This is a genomic window from Bradyrhizobium sp. 27S5 (genome assembly GCF_037217225.1).
GTDB lineage: Bacteria > Pseudomonadota > Alphaproteobacteria > Rhizobiales > Xanthobacteraceae > Bradyrhizobium > Bradyrhizobium septentrionale.
Window position 1 is genome coordinate 1,504,274 of sequence record NZ_CP147714.1, and the last position, 21,453, is coordinate 1,525,726.

General features: G+C 59.3%; 19 protein-coding genes and 7 pseudogenes. 18 read left to right on the forward strand and 8 right to left on the reverse strand.

Annotation, left to right across the window (positions count from 1 at the left end):
• Positions 1-49: 49 nt before the first annotated feature.
• The 4 genes and pseudogenes from fni to WDM24_RS07195 all read left to right on the forward strand — a co-directional run.
• Positions 50-1,069 (forward strand): annotated as a pseudogene (fni, locus tag WDM24_RS07180) (type 2 isopentenyl-diphosphate Delta-isomerase).
• Positions 1,070-1,195: 126 nt separating this feature from the next.
• Positions 1,196-1,629, forward strand: a pseudogene (locus WDM24_RS07185) (IS630 family transposase); the annotation flags it as partial.
• Positions 1,630-1,773: 144 nt separating this feature from the next.
• A complete protein-coding gene (locus WDM24_RS07190; protein ID WP_338832348.1) occupies positions 1,774-1,938 on the forward strand; it encodes a hypothetical protein in 165 nt (54 codons plus the stop codon).
• Between the two features lie 79 nt (positions 1,939-2,017).
• A pseudogene (locus WDM24_RS07195) lies at positions 2,018-2,313 on the forward strand (IS630 family transposase); the annotation flags it as partial.
• A 106-nt stretch (positions 2,314-2,419) separates the two neighbouring features.
• Here the strand turns inward: WDM24_RS07195 and WDM24_RS07200 are convergent.
• On the reverse strand, positions 2,420-3,718 hold the full coding sequence (locus WDM24_RS07200; protein ID WP_338830730.1) for a hypothetical protein: 1,299 nt from the start codon (positions 3,716-3,718) through the stop codon (positions 2,420-2,422).
• 604 nt (positions 3,719-4,322) lie between these two features.
• Here WDM24_RS07200 and WDM24_RS07205 point away from each other — a divergent pair.
• From WDM24_RS07205 to WDM24_RS07235, 7 genes and pseudogenes are all read left to right on the forward strand, one after another.
• A pseudogene (locus WDM24_RS07205) lies at positions 4,323-4,643 on the forward strand (transposase); the annotation flags it as partial.
• A gap of 383 nt (positions 4,644-5,026) precedes the next feature.
• Positions 5,027-5,863: an SDR family oxidoreductase gene (locus WDM24_RS07210; RefSeq protein ID WP_338823147.1), complete on the forward strand. Its 837-nt coding sequence runs from the start codon at positions 5,027-5,029 to the stop codon at positions 5,861-5,863.
• A gap of 252 nt (positions 5,864-6,115) precedes the next feature.
• A complete protein-coding gene (gene nifA, locus WDM24_RS07215; RefSeq protein WP_338696246.1) occupies positions 6,116-7,870 on the forward strand; it encodes a nif-specific transcriptional activator NifA in 1,755 nt (584 codons plus the stop codon).
• A gap of 582 nt (positions 7,871-8,452) precedes the next feature.
• Complete coding sequence (locus WDM24_RS07220; protein ID WP_176533534.1) at positions 8,453-9,295, forward strand: electron transfer flavoprotein subunit beta/FixA family protein; 843 nt, start codon at positions 8,453-8,455, stop codon at positions 9,293-9,295.
• Positions 9,296-9,624: 329 nt separating this feature from the next.
• The gene (locus WDM24_RS07225) at positions 9,625-10,365 is read left to right on the forward strand and encodes a hypothetical protein (protein ID WP_338696250.1); all 741 of its coding nucleotides are present in this window, start codon (positions 9,625-9,627) and stop codon (positions 10,363-10,365) included.
• A gap of 62 nt (positions 10,366-10,427) precedes the next feature.
• The gene (locus WDM24_RS07230) at positions 10,428-10,643 is read left to right on the forward strand and encodes a GFA family protein (protein WP_234600203.1); all 216 of its coding nucleotides are present in this window, start codon (positions 10,428-10,430) and stop codon (positions 10,641-10,643) included.
• Positions 10,644-10,739: 96 nt separating this feature from the next.
• The gene (locus WDM24_RS07235) at positions 10,740-11,411 is read left to right on the forward strand and encodes a 2OG-Fe(II) oxygenase (RefSeq protein WP_166072787.1); all 672 of its coding nucleotides are present in this window, start codon (positions 10,740-10,742) and stop codon (positions 11,409-11,411) included.
• 445 nt (positions 11,412-11,856) lie between these two features.
• Here the strand turns inward: WDM24_RS07235 and WDM24_RS07240 are convergent, their stop codons facing one another.
• Positions 11,857-12,135: a hypothetical protein gene (locus WDM24_RS07240; protein WP_176533533.1), complete on the reverse strand. Its 279-nt coding sequence runs from the start codon at positions 12,133-12,135 to the stop codon at positions 11,857-11,859.
• A 116-nt stretch (positions 12,136-12,251) separates the two neighbouring features.
• On the opposite strand from WDM24_RS07240, the gene WDM24_RS07245 reads away from it, so the two are divergent.
• The 3 genes and pseudogenes from WDM24_RS07245 to WDM24_RS07255 all read left to right on the forward strand — a co-directional run.
• Positions 12,252-12,455 (forward strand): hypothetical protein, encoded by a 204-nt coding sequence (locus WDM24_RS07245; RefSeq protein WP_338696256.1) that lies wholly within the window; start codon positions 12,252-12,254, stop codon positions 12,453-12,455.
• Positions 12,456-12,499: 44 nt separating this feature from the next.
• Entirely contained in the window at positions 12,500-12,676 is a 177-nt protein-coding gene (gene tnpB, locus WDM24_RS07250; RefSeq protein ID WP_210284304.1) for an IS66 family insertion sequence element accessory protein TnpB, read from the forward strand.
• 219 nt (positions 12,677-12,895) lie between these two features.
• Positions 12,896-13,483 (forward strand): annotated as a pseudogene (locus WDM24_RS07255) (transposase); the annotation flags it as partial.
• A 6-nt stretch (positions 13,484-13,489) separates the two neighbouring features.
• Here WDM24_RS07255 and WDM24_RS07260 read toward each other — a convergent pair.
• From WDM24_RS07260 to WDM24_RS07275, 4 genes and pseudogenes are all read right to left on the reverse strand, one after another.
• Positions 13,490-13,833, reverse strand: a pseudogene (locus tag WDM24_RS07260) (transposase); the annotation flags it as partial.
• 264 nt (positions 13,834-14,097) lie between these two features.
• Positions 14,098-15,244, reverse strand: a pseudogene (locus WDM24_RS07265) (IS1380 family transposase); the annotation flags it as partial.
• Between the two features lie 161 nt (positions 15,245-15,405).
• Complete coding sequence (groL, locus tag WDM24_RS07270; RefSeq protein WP_207835117.1) at positions 15,406-17,046, reverse strand: chaperonin GroEL; 1,641 nt, start codon at positions 17,044-17,046, stop codon at positions 15,406-15,408.
• Positions 17,047-17,124: 78 nt separating this feature from the next.
• On the reverse strand, positions 17,125-17,439 hold the full coding sequence (locus tag WDM24_RS07275; protein ID WP_166072319.1) for a co-chaperone GroES: 315 nt from the start codon (positions 17,437-17,439) through the stop codon (positions 17,125-17,127).
• A 413-nt stretch (positions 17,440-17,852) separates the two neighbouring features.
• Between WDM24_RS07275 and WDM24_RS07280 the strand changes: the two genes are divergently transcribed.
• From WDM24_RS07280 to WDM24_RS07295, 4 genes are all read left to right on the forward strand, one after another.
• Positions 17,853-18,581 carry a GNAT family N-acetyltransferase gene (locus tag WDM24_RS07280; RefSeq protein ID WP_338823150.1) on the forward strand — a complete coding sequence of 243 codons (729 nt, stop codon included), beginning with the start codon at positions 17,853-17,855 and terminating at the stop codon, positions 18,579-18,581.
• A gap of 46 nt (positions 18,582-18,627) precedes the next feature.
• Positions 18,628-18,852 carry a hypothetical protein gene (locus tag WDM24_RS07285; protein WP_338696269.1) on the forward strand — a complete coding sequence of 75 codons (225 nt, stop codon included), beginning with the start codon at positions 18,628-18,630 and terminating at the stop codon, positions 18,850-18,852.
• 77 nt (positions 18,853-18,929) lie between these two features.
• Complete coding sequence (locus WDM24_RS07290; protein ID WP_338823151.1) at positions 18,930-19,256, forward strand: pyridoxal-dependent decarboxylase; 327 nt, start codon at positions 18,930-18,932, stop codon at positions 19,254-19,256.
• 63 nt (positions 19,257-19,319) lie between these two features.
• A complete protein-coding gene (locus WDM24_RS07295; protein WP_224924237.1) occupies positions 19,320-19,634 on the forward strand; it encodes a hypothetical protein in 315 nt (104 codons plus the stop codon).
• Positions 19,635-19,940: 306 nt separating this feature from the next.
• Here the strand turns inward: WDM24_RS07295 and WDM24_RS44430 are convergent, their stop codons facing one another.
• Positions 19,941-20,225: a helix-turn-helix transcriptional regulator gene (locus WDM24_RS44430; RefSeq protein ID WP_414645696.1), complete on the reverse strand. Its 285-nt coding sequence runs from the start codon at positions 20,223-20,225 to the stop codon at positions 19,941-19,943.
• Between the two features lie 229 nt (positions 20,226-20,454).
• A complete protein-coding gene (locus WDM24_RS07300; RefSeq protein WP_166072267.1) occupies positions 20,455-20,778 on the reverse strand; it encodes a hypothetical protein in 324 nt (107 codons plus the stop codon).
• Positions 20,779-21,453 lie beyond the last annotated feature (675 nt).

Below are 21,453 nucleotides of genomic sequence, written 5' to 3' on the forward strand. Positions count from 1 at the left end.
GGTCCGCTCCGACGCAACGCCGTCGCCCGATGCGACGGATGGAGCGAGCATGAGCGACGCCGCCCTGAGCCAGCGCAAGGACGACCATCTGGACATCGTGCTGGATCGGCGAACGGCGCCGGCCACGGTCGCCGCCGGCTGGGAGTACATCCGTTTCGAACCTGCGCATTGCGCGGGTTGGACCTGACGCAGATCGACCTGCGCGCCTCGCTTCTGGGCAAGACCATGCGCGCGCCGCTGCTGATCAGCTCCATGACCGGCGGCATGCCACGCGTCGAGGCCATCAACCGGCATCTGGGCGAGACAGCGCAAGCCTTGGGGATCGCCATGTGCGTCGGTTCGCAGCGCGTGAGCCTGCAATCCCGCAACTCCCAGGGGTTAACGCGCGCGCTGCGCCGCCTGGCCCCAGACGTCCCCCTTGCTGGCCAATAACGGCGCCGCGCAACTGCGCGAGGCCGACAGCCTGGACCTGGCGCGCCGGGCGGTGGATGCCGATGGACTCATCGTCCATCTCAATCCGCTGCAGGAAGCCGTACAGCCGGAGGGCGACCGCGACTGGCGCGGCGTCCTGGCGCAGATCGCTCGCGCAGCGTGGGCGTGCCGATCGTGGCCAAGGAAGTGGGGTCGGGCCTCTCCGCCTCGGTGGCCTGAGCGCTCGTCGAGGCGGGCGTGGCGGTGATCGATGTCGCCGGCGCCGGCGGCACCAGTTGGGCCGTGGTGGAGGGCCCAGCGCGCCCGCGATGCCGCCGACGGTGGCGATGGCGTTCGCCGATTGGGGGATTCCGACCCCGGCCAGCGTGCAGGCGGTACGTCGGGCCAACGGTGAAGCTGATCGCGGGCGGGATCCGCGGCGGCGTCGACGTGGCCAAGGCCATCCGCCTGCGCGGACACCGCCGGGCAGGCGGCCGGCGTGCTGCGCGCGGCTACGGTTTCCACTGAGGCGGTTGTCGCGCATTTCGAGATCGTCATCCGCCAGTTGGCCGTCGCCTGCTTCTGCACCGGCTCGGCTGATCTGGCGGCGTTGCGTCAGGCGCGCTTGTTGCCAGCGGTGCATCTGCCCGCCGGTTGATGCCGGCGTCGCCCGCACGTGGCGGCGGGCGCCTAAAGCATTTCATTGCTTAACTGAATCGGAGGGGATTCCGGTTTTGGGCGGTTTATGATTCAAGATGCTGACTGGATTGGAGGCCAGCATCGCATGACCCGACCTCTTTCCCTGGATCTTCGCGAGCGTGTGGTGGCGTCGGTTTTAGCGGGCGAGAGCTGCCGATCTGTGGCGGAACGGTTTGGTGTTGCGGTCTCGTCGGTTGTGAAGTGGTCACAGCGGCAGCGGGCGACCGGCTCGGTTGCGCCTGGCAAGATGGGCGGTCACCGCAAGCCCGTGCTTGATCCGCATCGTGCCTTCATTGTCGAGCGGATCACTCAGACGCCGCACCTGACGCTGCATGGTCTGAAGGCGGAACTGGCAGCTCGGGGGGCAAGGTCTCACACAACGCGGTCTGGCTGTTCCTGCGCCGGGAAGGACTGCGGTTCAAAAAAACACTGTTCGCCCTCGAACAAGCGCGCGCCGACGTCTCTCGTAGGCGCCAGCGTTGGCAAGCCTGGCAGGCCGGACTTGATCCGGGCCGGCTGGAAGGCCATGCGAGCAACCATCCGAAGTTTGCACATTCCCCGGCAAACGCCGGGGACGCTGGCTGAGCTTGCCCAACAGATCAATCCGCTCCTCCGGGGGGGATAGGTTATTATGGTCAGTTCAGCCGTTCAGCGCTGTTCTCTCTGGTCGACTACGTCAATCAGAAGCTGAAGGCGTGGATCATGCGAAAGTACAAGCGCTTCCGTACCCACAAAACCGGTGCTTCGCTGTTCTTGCGAAAGCTGGCTCGGAATAACGCGGAGCTGCTCGTACACTGGCAGTTCTTCGGAACGACCACGTTCACCTGACGGGAGCGGTGTGAACCGAGAGGTTCACGCACCGTTCTGCGAGAGGCCGGGGGTGAAAATCCCCCGGCCTACTCACCCCAGCGCCAACACCAAAATGGCGCGGCGTTACGGGCGCTCGCCACGCGGCGAGCTATGTCGTGCAGCTATCCCACACGGACATTGGAAGACGACGACATTCACCGCTGGATTGCGCTCCGACGGTCTGATCGCGCCGCTTGTTCTGGACGGTCCTTCTCCAAACTGAAAGCGCTGTTGCGGGCCGCCGCAGCGCGCACCATGCCCGATCTCTGGCAAGCAATCGCCAACGCTCTCAAACGCTTCTCACCCGAGGAATGTCAAAATTATCTCGTCGCAGCTGGCTACGACGCAACGTGATCGGAAAAAGCTCCAGGTGTTTTCAAAGTATTCCGGCCGCGCTTAAGGAACCCTCGATCGACCTATCCGGCAAACTTCGTGCTTACGCAGAATCGCCTCAAACCGCTCAAATCGCAGAGAGCGTGCCCGCACCATCGCGATTTGCAATCTTGATCCCCGCAACGGCAAGCGCACGCGCAAACGTTTCGTGGGGATAGTGATAATGTTTGAACTGCTCAATTCCATCAAGACGCTTCAGAAGCGCGTTTGCGCTAATGCGTTCTTCGCCAAACTCTCGATGAAGCTTTTCTATTATAGTTTGGCGTACTCTGGGGTCTGCATTCCGCAACGCGTCAACCAAATAGCCCCCTGGGCCTGTTTTTACTTCCGTGGACGTATAAGCGCCTGCAACTCTTACCGCCTCAATATGAGCCGTCATCGAAACGCGACATGTAGGGAACACCCATATATTTAGATCCGATAAGGCCAGGAGATAAAGTGCAGCGAAGAACGAAAAACATTTCTCTATATCTAAGATTTGCTCGGGGCGTCTGTCTGTCTCAGGGGTCGTTATTTCGTTCCATGTTGGCATGCCTATAATCAAGGGGCTCACGGGGGCATACGTCGTGCAAAGATACCTCGCGTGGTGGATGGTCGCCAACACGTCAAAGGCAACGTCTTTGTTTAGCCCAAGCATTGATCCCACCGAAAGATTTAGGCCTGCTTGGGCTGCTCGATCCTGACTCTGTAGCCTGAACAAGAAGCCATTACCATTCTTCACAATGCGGAACTCTTCGTCGATTCCGCAAGCTTTGGGCCCACTCGAGATATGATGATTATACACACTCTCATCATATGTCTCTTGCCACATTATCACTCCATCAGCGCCGCAGGCAGCTAGCGTCTGATACTGCCGCTCCGTGAGTGCCATCGTGCTAAACAACAGGTGACTAGCACCAGTTGGAAGACGAGATTTCAGCCTCCTTAGGAGAACTGGAAGAGCGCGGACAAATCGAATGTCATCGCCGCCGACCAGTTCGATATCCTGAATACCTTTCTCAAGCAAATATTGAGTTTGAATATCGGCGAGTTCTTCATCGATAGTTACGCGCCCCATCTGCGTGTTGTCGGCGCGCCATCCGCAAAAATCACAGTTAGACGCACATCGGTTAGTAACCTCCACGGGGGACATCGTGACAACGGAGCGACCATATTTCCGCACTCTAATTTTGGAGGAACAGTCAAGGACCATCGCCTTAATCTTCTCAAAATCAGGCGTGTTGATCGTCCCAATGAACTCGCCAACTTCCCTAGGGGACAGAGGGCGATGTTGCGTTTCCTCGAGGATGTAAGCTGCGTCCTTGAGAGTTGCTCCGACAGCCGCCGCGGACGTTGCGCGTAATTCATCAACTGGCACTTGGTACATTTATCTGGCCCTAATCGTTGCAGAATCGAATTCGACGGCAACAGAGCTGGTCCCGGTTGTTTGGACAGCGCCTCGCGAAAATTAAGTGGATTCCTGCCGGGTTATGCTGAAGGCGGGGCTTTACGATCTTGCTGTGGCGTTTTGCGGAGCCAGCTCTAACCTTCAATTTTCTTTCAGCCGTCCACTGTTGGCCTCCCGGGACCAAGTTCCTTGGCCACCGATCTGATCGAGCGGCCACCCGATGCAACCAGATCAACCGCTCGCAAGTTGGCAGTCTTTTTAGACATCGTCAGATCTTGATGCTGCACGGAGTCCAGCCCGAAAGGCTAGCGACATTTGACGGTACAACATCAGCATTGGATCGGGCTCCTACCTATTCTGGGCGCGACCGGATCAAGTCAGAGGGACAGGCGAGGGCTCTATCGCGCCGAGCAGGATGACAACCGACGCGACGGCTCACGCCGTTCAAGGAGCAATCTGTTGCGTGGTTTGAGCCTTGGCGATGTCGTCCGCCAACGTCGTCGCCCAGGCTCTCACGGCTGATCCTCGCCTCATTTTTTCTGGGACAGATCCAGAGTCCGGCCGGGGGTCCTTCATCTCCCGCGCTTATGTGAAGCACCTTCCCCTGCCAACCCTGCGCGAAGGCGACATCGTCATTCTCGACAACCTCGGAAGTCACAAGTCGAAAGCTGTCAGGCAGATGATCCAGGCTGCTCGCGCCAGGCTCTGGTGCCTGCCGCGATACTCGCCCGACCTCAACCCGATCGAATAGGCCTTCTCCAAGATCAAACACTGGATGCGGCAGGCTCAGAGGCGCACCGTCGAAGACACTTGGCGCCACATCGGTCACCTCGTTCAGGACATCCAGCCTCGCGAATGCGCAAACTACTTCGCAAACGCCGGTTATGCTTCAGTCAAGATGTGACACGCTCTAGTGACGGGCGAACCTAACGTATGAAGCCGGTTACCTCATGTTCTGTACAAGTTGATGCGGCTGTACATTGCAAAAGCGATCCTGACCGATAGTTGCTCGGACGAGAGACGCTGTCCATCCACTCGCTGGTCAGGCTACGAGCCAGCAAGGCGGGGCGTGCTTTACGCCCTGATCGCGTAGCGCGGGCGAGTGCGCGCGGCATTTTGTAGGTGATAAGCCGTCGCTGTCGCAATGCATACGCGCCTTGTCGCCAAGCCTCCAGCTGTTACGCGAGCGCGACATTAGGACGCAAAAGCGGGGCGCGTTTGCGTGCATAGCGATGGCCCAAATCCTGCTACGTGTCCGCCAACGGTGCTACAGGATGGGAGGCTGGCGTGGGTCTCGATCTGCCAAATGACGATATGGTCGGAGGTCTGTTGTCTGCAACACAGTCGGGTTGTCCCGTGCATGCCTGCCACGCCGGCGTCCACCGGGGAGAAAAGAAGGCGATGTTGCTGACCGGCGCCTCACGCGGGATCGGTCACGCCACTGCCAAGCTGTTTTCGCAGGCGGGCTGGCGGATCATTTCTTGCGCGCGCCAACCGTTCGATCGCGAGCGGTGCCCGTGGGAGTCAGGGAACGAGGATCATGTCCAAGTCGATCTTGGCAATCATCGAATGCTGCCGCGCGTGATCACCGAGGTCAAGAAACGGTTGGCGGGCGCACCGTTGCACGCGCTGGTGAACAATGCCGGCGTCTCGCCGAAATCGTCCAATGGTGGCCGGCTGACGTCGTTGACGACCTCACCCGAAACCTGGATGAGGGTGTTCCATCTCAATCTGGTGGCTCCGATAATGCTGGCGCAAGGGTTGTTTGAGGAGCTGAGAGCTGCGTCAGGATCGATCGTCAACGTGACGTCCATCGCGGGCTCGCGTGTGCACCCATTTGCCGGCAGTGCGTATGCGACGTCGAAAGCTGCGCTTGCAAGTCTGACACGAGAAATGGCCCACGATTATGCGCCGCATGGCATTCGCGTGAATGCGATCGCACCCGGCGAAATACAGACGAGTATGTTGTCGCTCGACACGGAAGCGCGTCTCGTGCCAAGCATTCCGTTGCGCAGAGTGGGAACACCCGATGAAGTGGCCAAGGTCATCTTCTTCCTATGTTCGGATGCTGCAAGTTATGTCACCGGCGCCGAGGTGCCGATCAATGGTGGGCAACATCTTTGAAACGGCGAGGCCCAGCAAGGTAGCTGACTTGAACCGAAGTCGTGGAACTTGCGTTCACGCCGACGTTACGCACCCATTCCGCAAAAGCCGAGATCGAGGCCCTGTGAGTTACCCTCGTGCCGTGAAAAGGTGTGACCCTTCTATGTCATCTCGTCAACACTTGGCGCTAGATCGAGCATGACATGCAAAGAAACGCTCGCAAACCCGAACAAGGTGCCAGGGGAGGCCGATCAGAACAACGGAGACCTCGTTATGCTGCATATCGCATCCACACGCGAAAGACCTAACTCACAGTCAGAGACGGAGCGCGAGGTCTCGGTCGAACCGCTGTGCGAGAGCGCCCTGACCGGCATCTTCGAAATATCAAGGGTGCTCACTGCACCTTGCCGGCTCGAAGTGACATTGGCCAAAGTGGTCGATCTTCTGCAATCGTTTGTGCAGATGCGACACGGCATCGTTTCACTCTTCGACGATGAAGGGATGCCGGACATCGCCGTGGGGGCCGGCTGGAGCGAGGGTAGTGACGAGCGCTACCGGATGCACTTGCCGCGGAAGGCGATCGATCAGATCGTCGCGACGGACACACCCCTGATCGCCGAGAATGTGGCAGTCGAGCCGGCGTTCAGCGCTGCGGACCTGCAGGTGCTCGGCGCCACAGACAGTATGCTGGTGTCATTCATCGGGGTTCCAATTCGTATTGATCCGAAAGTCGTGGGTACGCTGACGGTTGATCGTATTCGGGACGACAGGTCGAGCCAACTACTTGACTACGACGCGCGGCTGCTCGGCATGATCGCCAACCTGGTCGGGCAGACAGTTAAGCTGCATCGCCTGTTCGCCTGTGACCGCGAACGACTGATGGTGGAGAAAGACCGGCTGCATAAGCAACTGTCAGAGCTTAGACAGCCCGCAAGGGAGCGCAAGAAGGTGCCGATCCACGGGATCATCGGCGACAGCCCGGCGCTGCGCGGGCTGCTCGAGAAGATCGCGGTCGTCGCTAAATCGAACAGCACCGTTTTGCTTCGCGGTGAATCCGGTACTGGGAAGGAACTCGTAGCCAAGGCCATTCACGAGTTGTCGTTGCGTGCCAAGCGGCCCTTCATCAAGCTGAATTGCGCGGCGCTCCCTGAGACAGTTCTGGAGTCCGAATTGTTCGGTCACGAGAAGGGTGCCTTTACCGGCGCGTTCAGCGCGCGCAAAGGGCGCTTCGAGCTTGCCGACAAGGGCACGCTGTTTCTTGACGAGATCGGTGAAATTTCGGCCCCGTTCCAGGCGAAGTTGCTGCGCGTTCTGCAAGAGCAGGAGTTCGAGCGCGTCGGCAGTAACCAGACCATCAAGGTGGATGTTCGTGTCATAGCTGCGACCAATAGGAATCTTGAAGAGGCTGTGGCGAGGAGCGAGTTCCGCGCAGACCTATATTATCGCATCAGCGTAGTTCCCTTGATGCTGCCAGCGCTGCGCGAAAGGCGAAGTGATATTCCGTTGCTTGCCAGCGAGTTTCTGAAAAATTTCAACAGCGAGAACTGCCGTACGCTGAGCTTTGAGGCGAGTGCGATCGATGTGCTGATGAACTGCGGATTTCCAGGAAATGTCCGCGAACTCGAAAATTGCATCCAGCGAACAGCGACCCTGGCCGCCGGGCCCTCGATCATGAGAAATGACTTTGCATGTTGCCATGGCCAGTGCCTTTCCGCGATGCTCTGGAAAAGTACATCGGATGAGATGACAGTCCAGCCTGCACCAACCATGCCAATGCCGGCGAGTCCTGTCACACCCGTGACTAAGGCGGACGCGCCGCTGCCGCCTGTTGGCAGCGAGTTGGCCTCACTGGGGCCTCCCGGCACAGTCCTCGTGAGCGGCGCGAAGATTGCCGATCGCGAACGGGTCATTGCCGCCATGGAAAAATCCGGTTGGGTTCAAGCAAAGGCAGCGCGCTTGCTCGGACTTACTCCGCGCCAGATCGGCTACGCGTTGAGGAAATACGGAATCGAGATCAAGCGATTTTGAGAAGGACACAGGAGCGGGAGCTGCGATCATAACATTGAGGCAAATAGCCGTGGCAGGTTAATCGTCGATGGTTTCGGGGGGGGGGCTGGTCTACCCCTCCTCTGAGGACGGTCCTATCCACCGCAGGTTTTCATGATGGATAGAGACCCGGACCGGACTCGAGAGCTGTGAGGAGCATGAGCTCGCTCGACCGGGATAGAGGTCGGCTTGCGCTCGACGTGCAGAACACCACCGAGCGTCGATACGTTCGGTCGTCGTGGCGAGCGGCTTGGTTGATCCATAGTTCAACCGAGATATCAAGCCAACGCCGGCTCGGACGAATTGGATCCGCATCTTGATCGTCTGGAGCAAAACCCACCTCGTTGAGGAGGAACTCTCGCGGGCCGGCTCAATTGCCGATCACGTCGCTCGAACAGCCCTGTCGCAGTCGCGACGAGTGTCGACATTGCTTCGTCGGGAGCGTCGGGCGATATCGCCTGGCTCGCCTAAGCTTTTGTATTGTTGAGCTGATTCCGAAATCATGCGCGCTGGTACAACACTTGCTGTTCTTCTTCGCAGCTTGGCAATTTATGGAGCTGAACTGTGCACAATGTCGTCTGCATTAAACAAGTTCCCGATTCTGCACAGATCCGCGTGCACCCGGTCACCAATACGATCATGCGCCAGGGCGTGCCGACGATCATCAACCCATATGACCTTTTCGCGCTCGAGGCCGCACTGGAGCTGCGCGATCGGTTCGGCGGCAAAATAACCGTGCTTACAATGGGGCCGCCGTCGGCGGAAGACTCGCTCCGAAAAGCACTGACCTTTGGCGCCGATCGCGCGATACTGCTAACCGATCGTTGCTTTGCGGGCTCCGATACCCTGGCCACAACGTACGCACTGGCAACAGCCATTCGAAAGATCGACAAGGAATATGGCCGGCCAGATCTTATCTTTACCGGCAAGCAAACCATCGACGGCGATACTGCGCAGGTCGGGCCCGGCATCGCAAAGCGGCTAGGCGTGCTTCAGCTAACCTACGTCGCCAAGGTCAGGTCGCTTGATCTCGCCGCACGCACAATTGAGGCAGAGCGGCGCTCCGAAGGTGGGGTCCAGGTTCTGCACACCAGGCTGCCGTGCCTGATCACCATGCTGGAGGCGACCAACCAGATTCGTCGTGGCGCCATGGCGGATGCCTTGCGCGCTGCGCGCGCCCCGATCGTGAAATGGAGCGCCCAGGATGTCGGCGTCGAGGACGTCTCAAAATGCGGTCTTAGGGGCTCGCCGACTGTCGTCAAGCGGGTGTTCGCTCCGTCCGCCCGCGCTGAGAAGGCGGCACTGGTTGAAGCGGCCGAGCAACCAGCGCAAGCGCTGATCGACGCCATCTTCAAGCATCAACCGAAGCTAGAAGCCGAACTCGCGGCGTTAGCCCGCAATGCTTGATCTCAACTGCGTTACTGCCTTCGAGTGACGCGTCGAGTCTGCCGGGCGCATCGTCGCCGCCATCATCAAATGGACATGTTTCCATCGATGCGATCATCAATAGGACCGAGCTCGTCATGCCGCAGTCTGTTGCCGTGAAGGTGCCGGCCCAGGGGAGTTTCACATGCATGGTCAACGCCATCATAGACCGCCTTCCCAACGAAATCGTTGATCAGTTGCGTCACCTTAATAGCTAGAGATCAAATGACGTCTTCTCGCGCATCTGAATTTGCACTGGATCAGCCTCCTCAGATCTCGGTCCATGAGTATTTGACACAGAAAGCGCGGGCGTGTTCGGCCCCCATCCGTTCGCTGCGGCGATGTCAAAGGACCAGATTGTCAGCCTGATTCCTGAATACTTGGCGATGTCACAGGCATTCCCATATCTGCGGGCAGGGTCCCAAAAGGACCTTGTATTCGCTGCGATGCATACCAATCGCGACCTTCCGAGGCATGTTGAACTGACCAGCGTGGTCGCAAATTTCATCTGTTGGGATGAGACGGGTGGTCATAGCCGAGTTCTCCGGGCCGGCAACGCGGCGTTACCCGATATTCTGGCCACCGAACAGTTCCACTCGAACCTATTTAGAAAAGATGCATCGCGACTACTCGGTGGGGCAGTAAAACCAAACTATAGCCCCACAACAAAGCGATATCTGCATTCTCTGTATGCCGGGCTGTCATCGAAAGACCCCGTGGTGCGTTGCGCCTACATGGTCGCATTCGAACTGCATGCTGCGGAGATGATCCAGTCGCTATCGGCCACTGTGGTCGAGACCTTTGATGTGGAGGCAGACGATCTTGAGTACTTTCGGGTCCATGTCGGCGGCGAGGATCCAGCGGAAAAATATCACGAGGAGATGACAAGCCGCCTCGTTGGCGAAATTGTCCCGGCTGACAGCAGTAGCCGTTTTTTCGATGAGTTTGGCGGCACAGCTTCGAGTGGTGCCGGGATCTGCTCGCAGGGTTTTCCCTCGAAGGCGATGGTGCCGAGATCCGCCACCATGGCCGCTGTCATTGTGGTTCTGTGAAATTCTGCGTTCGAGCGCCGCGAGTGCTTTCCGCAGTGGGATGCAACTGCTCAATTTGCCAAATGTCGAAATTTTTACATTTGCTCGTGCCTGGCGACAAAGTGGGCATTGAGTGCGGCGAAGAATTTCTCACTTCGTACCAGTTTAATAAGAACGTCGCTCGGCACACGTTTTGCCGGATCTGCGGCGTAAAGCCATTCTACAGGCCTCGATCCAGTCCTTCAGGATTCAGCGTAAATATTGTATGCTTGGATAAACGAACGATCGAAAGCGTATGAATAAAGGATTTTGATGGCGAGCGTTGGGAGCAGGCCATCCACTCGATGCAAGGCGATAGCGAAGGATCCTTAAGTCCGAACTTGGAGTAAACGCGAATGGCACGCGCAGTAAATGATAAATCCCGTCTGCTTGCAGAAGAGGCTCTCACAAAATACCGCATAGAGCTGTTGGTTAAGGGGACGGTCTTGATCGCCCCCCAGACCTTGTTCACCGATGATGACTTGGCAAGGGTCGATCAGCTGCAGACCGAGATTCCCGAAGAGGAGGTGCGGGAAGGGGATGCCGGCGATTCACACAGTGTCTTTGTGAAACGCGTCAGGGTAGATCTGCCCGGCCGCCCTCCTAGCAATGCGCATGGTACAGCTCCAGCTCAAATCATCGAGTTACTCGAAAGGAAACACCGTCGCCTCACGTTGAAAAAGATCTTAGGAGGATGGTCTGATTATGTGATTCGCCGCTGCCAAATACATCGTATGCCGACCGGATCCTTTGTTGGCATCCATTTGGATGCTGAGAGCGACCCTGATTTCGAGTACGCCGTGATTGTTCAACTCACTAGAGAATTTGAGGGGGGTGAGTTTGTGATATATCCTAGTGCGTACGAACAATACGTGTTTCGACCACCATTTGGAAGCGTACTTGTTACTACATGCAGGAACCGGCATGAGGTGAAGCCTGTGCACGCTGGGGAGCGTCGTTCACTGGTTTATTTCTGTTCAAAACGCAGCGGCGCGAACCGCCGGATCATCGAGAGCTCTACTAGTTAGCCGATGACAAGAGGTAGCTGGAGGGATCTGTGGATGCATTGAGTAACGGGCAGCTTGCCGGACGAGATCGGCAGAGCATCTCTTCGGGCAGATGTCCGTGAGCTCGTCATTGCTGTGCGCTACAGTGGAAGTGGCCAGATGGAGCCGGAAACCATGACGTTGGCGCCGTTCGCGAGTCGATACGCGTGGACTGAGAATCGTCCAATCGCCGGTCGGCCTAAATCAGGCTCAAGGCAATCGTGGTTCGGGACGAGCTCAATGGAACGGTCCTCGCTCACAGCGGCGCCCCGTGCGGTAGGCTGGACAGCCGATAGCGCCGATGACATTCTCCGCTTGGATCCGCGAATATGGTCTTCACAACCAATCTCCCACCAGAAGCCGCGCGTCTTAAAGAGCTGTATCACCTCGTGGGGCGTCCTGAAGACCTAGCAGGCTGTTGAAGAACTCAGCCGCGTTCGCAAACGAAGGCTAAATCGTCGCCTTTGTGTATGTAGAAGTGACCGACGGGCCTGCCCGCAGTGCCGATCATAGCCCATCTGCGACCGCAGGCGGGGTCATTCTCGTCGTGCCCTTCCCATGAGAACTCCGCACAGGCCGAACCGTCTCGCGCGCCGTAGCGGACATCGAGGAAGCCCTTCAGCGCACCGAAGGCAATTTCACCGTCGGACTTGCCCGTGAAGGTGAGATGCGCCTGTTCGACGAGGTCGAGGAAGGTATCCTCCATTGAAGGCCGCCTTTGTTTGACGAACGGGATCGCTGCAGGTCCTAGGGGTAATCCTAGGAGAAGCGCTATGACGATTTCGAGGACGGAAGGAGCTCTGCAAGCACGGCGAAGCGAGCATGGCTCCGTTTGTTCCAGTCGAGATTGGGCCGCCTGCGTCACCGCGGGAGCTGGCCGAAGTGCCGTTGACGACGACGGCGCGGCGACGCAAGAGCGATGGCATCATCGAGATCGATCTTGATAGCGGGCATCGCATCCGGGTCGATGGCGACGTTGATGGAGACGCGCTACGTCGCGTTCTCGATGCTTTGGCCCACCGATGATCCCGGTTCCGACAGGCGCGCGAGTGTGGCTCGCGACAGGCCACATGGATATGCGCCGGGGCTTTCCGTCGTTGGCACTCCAGGAGCAAGAGGTGCTGCGCAAGGATCCGCTCAGCGGTCATTTGTTCGTCTTCCGGGGGCGCATTGCACGAACTGCTGCCCTGGGAATGGAAGCTTCTGCGCCACAAGCCGGCAAATCCGACGATCAGCAAGCCGCCTGACCTTCACCCAACGCCATCACATATAGCTCGCCGTGCCCGCGCGCGCACACGGCGATCAGGCGGCCTTCGTCGTAGGCGTACCGAGGAAGTCGCCGTCCCAGTTGTCCATTTCGACGATGCGCCAACGGCCAGCAAAGGCCTTGGCGAAGCCGGGCACCTTGGCCATCAGCGGCCTCCGCGATCAGCTTGGGCAGCCGCACCAGATTGTAGGCGGCGGCGCTGATCGAGGCCTGGGCCTCGATGAAGAGCGTGAAGCCGAAGGATGGCTCTGGCGCGCCGCCGGCGCAAGGCGGCGGGCGCAACGCCGAAGCGGACTTCCATGGCCAGAAGCGCTCGAACGGCACCCATGCTTCGACCACCGATCGGGATGCCAGGCTTTACCGCAAGGGAAAGGGCAACGAAACGAAGCTGTGCTTCATCGGGCATGGGCTGATGGAGAACCGCCACGGCCTGCTGGTCGACGCCTGCCTGACGCGGGCCGACGGGCATGCCGAACGGGTGGCCGCGCTGCACCTGATCGAACCGCGTGCCGACCGGCCGACAGCGATCACGCTTGGCGCCGACAAAGCCTACGACGCAGAAGACTTCGTCAACGAGCTGCGCTCGATGAACGTGACGCCGCATGTTGCGCAGAACACCAGCGGCCGCAGCTCTGCGATCGACGGGCGAACGACCCGGCACGGGGGCTATGCCGCCAGCCAGCGCATCCGCAAGCGGATCGAGGAGGCATTCGGCTGGATCAAGACGGTCGCCGGGCAAGAGAAGACCCGCTTCCCTGGCCATGAACGCGTCGGATGGGCCTTTACCTCCGCTGATCAGCGTGCCATCGACCGAGAAGTGATCGCTCGACAGCAGCTTCTTCACCTTGGGCTGCGCCAGCACCGCCGCGAGGAACTTGGCCGCGATGTCGCCTTCCGGCAACCGGTCGCGGTTTTTCGAGAACACCGAATGGTCCCAGGCTCCGTCGTCGACGCCAATTCCGACGAACCAGCGGAACAGCAGGTCGTATTCCAGCCGTTCGATCAAAAGCCGCTCCGAGCGGATCGAATAAACGCTTGCAACAGCATCGCCCGCAGCAACTTCTCCGGCTGGATCGACGGCCGCCAAATCGGCGAAGAGAGCGCGGCAAACTCGCGCTCCAGCGTCGACAGCGCCTCTGTCGCCGCCGCGCACGCACCATCTCCGAATCTCGTCGGAGCCAATGAATCACGGTCGCTGGTCGGCGGCGAGCACCTTTTTCAACAGCCTGCTAGCCCGTCCTATTCGTGAGAGTGCGTTTCTTTTAGTCCGATTGATGTGGCCGCACATCTGCTCTGACGAGGCGCGCGGGATTGCCTTCGGCCTTTCACCGCCTGACGACCGGTACTTTGCAACGCGCTTGAGGGATGGGTTGGGCGAACGGGGGGTGGACGCCCCGCCGGTCAAGGACCGAGCGGCAGCAGCGCGCCTGGCAAGCCGCGGATCAGGTCGGCTTCGGGACATGCCGCGGCAAACGCAAGGCGAATGCGGCTCGTGGTCTCGACGACACGGGCAGCGAGTTTCAAGAGACGAAGACGCAGCGTCGCGAACTCGGCTGTGGCCAATTCCCGGGCTTTGGGAATCGCGTCGCGCACGGTCAGCATCAGCCAATAAGCGGCGGTGTGGAGAACGAGGCGGACTTGATTGGCGAGCGCCGAACGGCAGCTGGTGCGATCGGAGGCGAGCTGCGTCTTATGCAGCTTGATCAGATTCTCGGCTTGGCCGCGCGCGCAATACAGGCTGTCGTAGATCCACTCGGCCGAGCCGACATCGAGGCTGGTGACGACGAAACGGATGTCGAGGCCGAGCATCGTCGCCTCAGTACGGGCGACGGTACGTCGTTCGCGATCCCAGGACTTTGCCTTGTGGCGCGTCTCGGTATAGCCACGCAGAACCGGCAGGTTCTCGATGGCGCGTCGCGTGCGGATGCCGTCGGCGGCCTCGTCGACTTTTCTGGCGAGCGGCTTGGTGCCGGACAGACCGAAGATGTAGTCGATGCCGTTGGTCTCGCACCACGCCATTGCCTCCGGCCGGGCATAGCGCCCGTCGCCACGGAACGTAATTCGCGTGTTGTGCCACCGCGTCCGGATATGCCGTATCAGGCGGCGCAGATGGGCACGCACCTCGACGCCGCCCGGCGTCTTGCCGGGCCGCAGCACGACCGCCACGGGCCGGCTCTTCTCCGTGTCGTAGACGTGGATCGGCAGGAAGCAGCGTTCGTCATAATGAGCGTTGAACAGCGAGAGCTGCTGATGGCCGTGGACGACATCGCAGGTATCATCGATGTCGAGCGTGACGGATGCCGGCTCGCGCGGGTAGCTATCCATCCATGCGTCGAAGGCGCGGAGCATTCTCCAGCCGCGACAGCGTCGGTTGGGAACACAGATCGCGACCCGTGTCCGGCAGCCGTCCGCAGGCCAGCTTGAATGCGGGATCGGACCGCAGATGATCGAGGTCGTCGGCGTCCTCGTAGCCGCAGCAGATCGCGAACATGCGCGCGCGGAACATATCGACAAGGCTGTGCACGACCCGCGTCGGATCGCGCAGCGACTCAAAAGCGTCCCCAATTGATCTTGAGTATCTCGGCGCAAGCTGCCGATCCAGTTCGAAGCTCGCAAGGGCTGAGGATCATTGCAAGCCCGACCGAAGGCGCAAGAACCCCGGCATTGCTGCCAGGGTTCTGCCAGTCATGGCTGCCGAGAGAGGCTGGATCAGAAGTCCATGCCGCCCATGCCCCCGCCCGGGGGCATTGCGGGCCCGGCCGCAGCCTTCTTCGGCAGCTCGGCGACCATCGCTTCCGTGGTAATCAGGAGTGCAGCAACCGAGGCGGCGTTCTGAACTGCGATGCGCACGACCTTGGTCGGGTCGATGATGCCCTTGGAGACAAGATTGCTGTATTCGCCGGTCTGCGCATCGAAGCCGAAAGAATATTGATCCTTCTCAAGCACTTTGCCGACCACGACCGAGCCGTCTTCGCCAGCATTGATCGCGATCTGGCGGGCAGGCCAGGACAGCGCCTTGCGCACGATCTCGACGCCGGTCTTCTGGTCGTCGTTCTTGGTGCTCAGGCCCTTGAGTTGCCCGGACGCTCGGAGCAGGGCGACGCCCCCGCCAGGCAAAATACCTTCCTCGACGGCCGCGCGCGTGGCGTGCATCGCGTCATCAACGCGATCCTTGCGCTCCTTCACTTCGACTTCGGTCGCGCCGCCGACGCGGATTACCGCTACGCCGCCCGCAAGCTTGGCCAGACGCTCCTGCAGCTTCTCACGGTCATAGTCCGAGGTGGTCTCCTCGATCTGCGCTTTGATCTGGGCAATCCGGGCGTCGATGTCGGCCTTCTTGCCGGCGCCGTTGACGATCGTGGTGTTCTCCTTCTCGATCATCACCTTCTTGGCGCGGCCGAGCATCTGCAGCGTGACATTCTCGAGCTTGATGCCGAGGTCTTCCGAGATGGCCTGGCCGCCGGTCAGGATCGCGATGTCCTGCAGCATGGCCTTGCGACGATCGCCGAAGCCCGGAGCCTTGACGGCCGCGACCTTCAGGCCGCCACGCAGGCGGTTGACGACGAGGGTGGCGAGCGCTTCGCCTTCGACGTCTTCAGCGACGATCACCAGCGGCTTGCCGGTCTGCACCACGGCCTCGAGCAGCGGCAGCAGCTCGTTCAGCGAGGAGAGCTTCTTCTCGTTGATGAGGATGTAGGCGTCGTCCATCTCAACGCGCATCTTGTCGGCGTTGGTGACGAAGTAGGGCGAGATGTAGCCGCGGTCGAACTGCATGCCCTCGACGACGTCGAGTTCGGTCTCGAGCGACTTGGCTTCCTCGACCGTGATCACGCCCTCGTTGCCGACCTTCTTCATGGCGTCGGCGAGGAACTTGCCGATCTCGGCATCGCCGTTGGCCGAAATGGTGCCGACCTGGGCGATCTCCTCGTTCGAGGTGACCTTCTTCGAGTTCTTCTGGAGGTCCGCAACGACGGCTTCGACCGCGAGGTCGATACCGCGCTTCAGGTCCATCGGGTTCATGCCGGCCGCAACCGACTTGGCGCCTTCACGCACGATGGCAGCCGCAAGCACGGTCGCGGTCGTGGTGCCATCTCCGGCCGCGTCAGCGGCTTTGGCGGCGACTTCGCGCACCATCTGGGCGCCCATATTCTCGAACTTGTCCTCCAGCTCCACCTCCTTGACGACCGCGACCCCATCCTTGGTGATGCGCGGAGCGCCGAACGATTTGTCGAGCACCACGTTGCGGCCCTTCGGACCGAGCGTGACTTGAACGGCGTTCGCGAGGATATCGATACCCCGAAGCATGCGATCGCGCGCTTCTACGCCGAATTTGACCTCTTTGGCTGACATAATGATTCCTTCAGTTGTATTTCGACCTTCGGGGCGCCCGGCCGGCACTCTTCGGGGATAAGCAGTGTGAACGACGAACTAGGCGGCCTTCTTTCTTGAGAACACGTCGGTAAGAACGCCCATGACATCGCTTTCCTTCATGATCAATAGCTCTTGGCTGTCGATCTTGACCTCGGTGCCCGACCACTTGCCGAACAGCACGCGGTCGCCGACCTGCACGTCGATCGGGATCAGCTTGCCGGTCTCGTCACGGCCACCCGGGCCAACGGCGATAACTTCGCCTTGCGAGGGCTTTTCCTTGGCTGTGTCGGGAATGATGATACCGCCAGCGGTCTTCTCTTCTGCGTCGATGCGTTTGACCACGACGCGATCGTGAAGCGGACGGAAATTCATGCGGGCCTCCTGAGCATTTGAACGGGTTGGAGATAGGCACATTGCGAACAGCGCCTTTATAGCAAGAGGCAGGCCAAAGATGAGCTGATTGATCCTGCCTGCAGTTCTGCTAAATCGTACACTTGCGCGTATGTTCGTCCGGAAGCAAACGCGCTGGCGTACTCAGCCCGTCAAGCTGTCGTGAAAGTGACATTGCATCTCGTCAAAGCACCAGCATCGATCGTCACGCCTTGGCCTAAATCATGCAGGCTTGGGTCGCGGCAAGTCAGGCTGGTCAGAGGAGTCCGATGCATGCAGGCTCACGATTGGCAGTGCACTCGAGTGCCAACCCTCGTGATCCGCGGCTTCTCCGCGGCTCTGCGCTGTTGGGCTTTGGCATCGAAGCCGCTTGGACGGATTTGGAAGGAGCAATCATGCAGTCCGCGTCAAAAGAGAACGGGTCTATCAAGATCGTCGGCCCTGCCGACCGTCCGAAGGTCATTGCCGTTCTGACGACAGCCTTTACGACCTGCCTGCTGCTAAGATGGCTATATCCAGAACCGGAGCGCTACTTACGCCATTTCGCCGGCTTCCTGGAATACTACGCCGGCGATCCCTACTTCGATGGAAGTGGCGCGTATCTCGAAGACGGCCAGAAAGGTGCGTTGTTGTGGTTAACCGACAAAGCGCACCGTAATGACAAGCGCATGATGGAATATTTGCTCGGCAGTGTTCCAGAGGACCGACGAACGGAAACCGAAAGGCTATTCGAGGAGTTCGGCAAGTATCACCCCGAGGAGCCACACTGGTATTTCACCATGCTGGGCATCGATCCCATGCATCAAGGATCGGGCCGGGGCGGCCGTCTTTTCCAATACGGCCTTGCAATCCTGGACGAGGCGAAAGGCTTGGCATTCAACGAGGCCACCAGTCTCGGGCCGGCACGTCTATATGAGCGGCTGGGATGGAAGATCGGGGTGAGGTTCAGGTCGGCAGTTCGCCGCCCATTTTCCCGATGGTGCGCCGTCAGTCTTGATGGACCGTACGCGCGGGCCGGGCCGGGCAGGAGCTTTGTTCTACCCATGAATCAGGATCCGAATAGATCGCAGGGCCGCCGAGTTCGGCCCCTGCAAGACGCGCTCGTCATGTTGCAATCCCAGTAAATCAAAAAAGTGGACGAACTGTTCTCCTCGAGCAGGAGGCAAATGAATGCTTTCTGAGATACCCGTTCGCGAGGGGATCGACTATGAACCCTTATGGCGCTTCTTGAAGTTCACAGGCAACAACCTTGGAGCCCCGTTCGAACCAGGAACCTATCGCGTCAACTCGCATACCCTGGAACGGCAAGTTATCGAATTCTTCGCCGAGCTGTTTCGAGCACCGCGGGAATTTCGGGGCTACATCACCAACGGAGGGACGGAAGGTAACACGTGAGCTCTATCCGGATGCTGTGACGTATTTCTCGTCTGATACTCATTACAGCGTGAGCTCTGCTCGGGGTTGAGCACCGCGTGGTTCGTTCGCAGCCAAATGGAGAGATTAGCTATGACCATCTGGCGCAGGAAGCGGCTCGTGATCGCAAAAGGCCCGCCGTCGTGGTGGCAAACAGAGGCACCACCATGAAGGAAGGCAGGGACGATACGCTCAAGATACGCGCCGTGCTTCGCGATGTCGGTATTGACGCTATCTACGTTCACTCCGACGCGGCACTATGCGGGGCATACGCGGCTCTCTTGAGCCCGAGGCCCGCATTCGATTTCGCGGATGGAGCGGACTCGATTACGGTCAGCGGACATAAGTGCCTTGGCGCGCCAAGGCCCTGCGGTATCGTTCTCTAGCGTAAAATTCATGCTCAGCGTATCGAGCGTTCTATCGATTACATCGGGAGCTTCGACGCAACCTTGAGTGGCTCGCGTAATGCCTATACACCGATCATCCTTTGGTATGCGATCCGTCGTCTGGGTGTCGAGGGCATCAAACAAATGTTTGTTGAATGTGAACAGCTCGCCGCCTATGCAGCCAGGGAACTCAATGCCCGAGGCGTCAGCGCCTGGCGTAATCCTAATGCGCTTACGGTCGTCTTTCCTGCTGTCGAGGAGTGTATCAAGGCTAAATGGCAAATTGCGGCTCAGGACGTAGGCCATTTAGTCGTTGCGTCAGGGACGACCAAGAGTCAAATCGACGCGCTTATTGAGGCAGTGAGCAACAGCGGCTGATAATCGTCCTCGAGCTGACACCGCTGTGCTGCTTTGCACGCGGGATTTTGGTGCCCTCGGGCGAATGCGTGTTCTGCGTTGCACGGTTGCAATCTGCGGCGATGCCAACGCAGCTGAGGGTCGGCCCGCATTGGCCCGATCCGTCGTCGACGCTCGCTCCACCCACGCCGATTCAACTGTGCTGCGGGAGTTCCTCCCTCGTGTATGGTGAAAGATGGCAACGCCTTGGCAATACGCGCCCTGGAGCAGCGTGTTCTCGCGTGTATTTGTGGGCTGAGAGAGCCATAAGCAACTTCAGTCGGCCCCCTATTTGCAAGCGGGCGATGCAGTCGGCAAAATGCGTTTCAGGCGCGCTCGATCTGACGATCGGTCCGTGCGCGGCGAGACGAACAGCTGCTGTGCGATTTGCGGGTTTGACGCGCCGGTTGCAACCAGATGCAACACTTGGATCTCTATGAGCGAGAGATCGTATGGCCACGAATCTGCTCCTCGGTGACCACGACCATGGTATGCTGGCAAGGTTGAGACGTGATGGCATTGGCCGCTGTCATCGCTCCACAGGAAGCGTCGCGGGGTCCAGGGCCTAAGCATTTCCGCGAGCAGTTTGCACCCCCGTCGCCCAGCTGTCGACCCGCTGCACGTGCCAGCAAGTTGAAAGCGGCGCCACTTGAAGAAATCACCAACGCAAACGAGTTAGGAGCCACGCCTTCTGCGAGTAGAGGGGGCGTTCTCAGCCGGTCGCAGACCTCGACCAGAATGGGACGAAATCGCTGAGTGATGTCCTTGGGCTCATCCGTTGCCCCCGCTGACGTAGTCCACTTCATTGGAAAGCACCGACGTAGCGGCAGTCCGACAACCGCAAGCACATCGTCGAGCCCTCGTGGAGGCCCGATGGAATGAGAAATTCGCGCGCCGTCAGAGTCTCGGGAAACCAAAGGGTCCAGTCTCGCTCACAATCGCGCCACCTGAGCGAGCGCGGATCATCCTGATGCGCAATGGTGAAGGCAGGATTGTCTTTGACGAAATCATCATTGATGTGATCGAGCAGCTTCTCGGAGTAACCGTCACTTGCGAGCGTCTGATGCAGATGAGTCTGCGATAGCGGATCCCAAGCACTCAAAGTAAAAGCGGAACACTGCACCAAGGTCCTATCAATCAGTTACGCCCGTGGATCGACGGATGCCGCATCCCACGGAACGATCACCGAGCTCTCTAAAAGTGCTCTCACCGATTCCCCCCTTAAGATATCATTGCGGAAGAAGCCCGCCGGTCACGCTCGGTCGATGTTACGTTGCGTTTTGGGCGGCTGTCGCGCCGCCTTGTTGCTCTCAGCGCTCCTAGCGGCTCGTTGTTTTAGCCAGCTTACGACAGTTAATATTCGTTCGCGCCGGCTATTGGACTGCTCGGGGCCGTCAAAGGTTAGGTCGGTTGTCCGAGATGGGCTTTTCCACTAGCCCACCAGCTGTTCGACGACGTCCTCGCCAGGCGAATAGAGCGGGCGTTACACGCGCGCATTGGGCGAGACAAGCTGTTCGCTAGCGCAGTCCGTCTGTGCGGCGCTGCTACTGGCTTCGCAAAATCGGTCAACTGATGTATTGAAGCAAGGTGCGGCGCGTCCGAAGCTTGGTCATCGCAGCATTTTGGTCTCGCGATGTCTAAACCGGCGCTGCGGTGAAAAGGTCTGCGATAGAGCGCATCGTGTACGCAATGGGTGTGAAGGGAGATCAGCCGGGCAAGGCACGAAGAGACAACAATGCGCTACTGCTCTGAAACTCTCGGAATTAGCATCGTCAAACGATGCGCCGTCTGTAATGGTCAG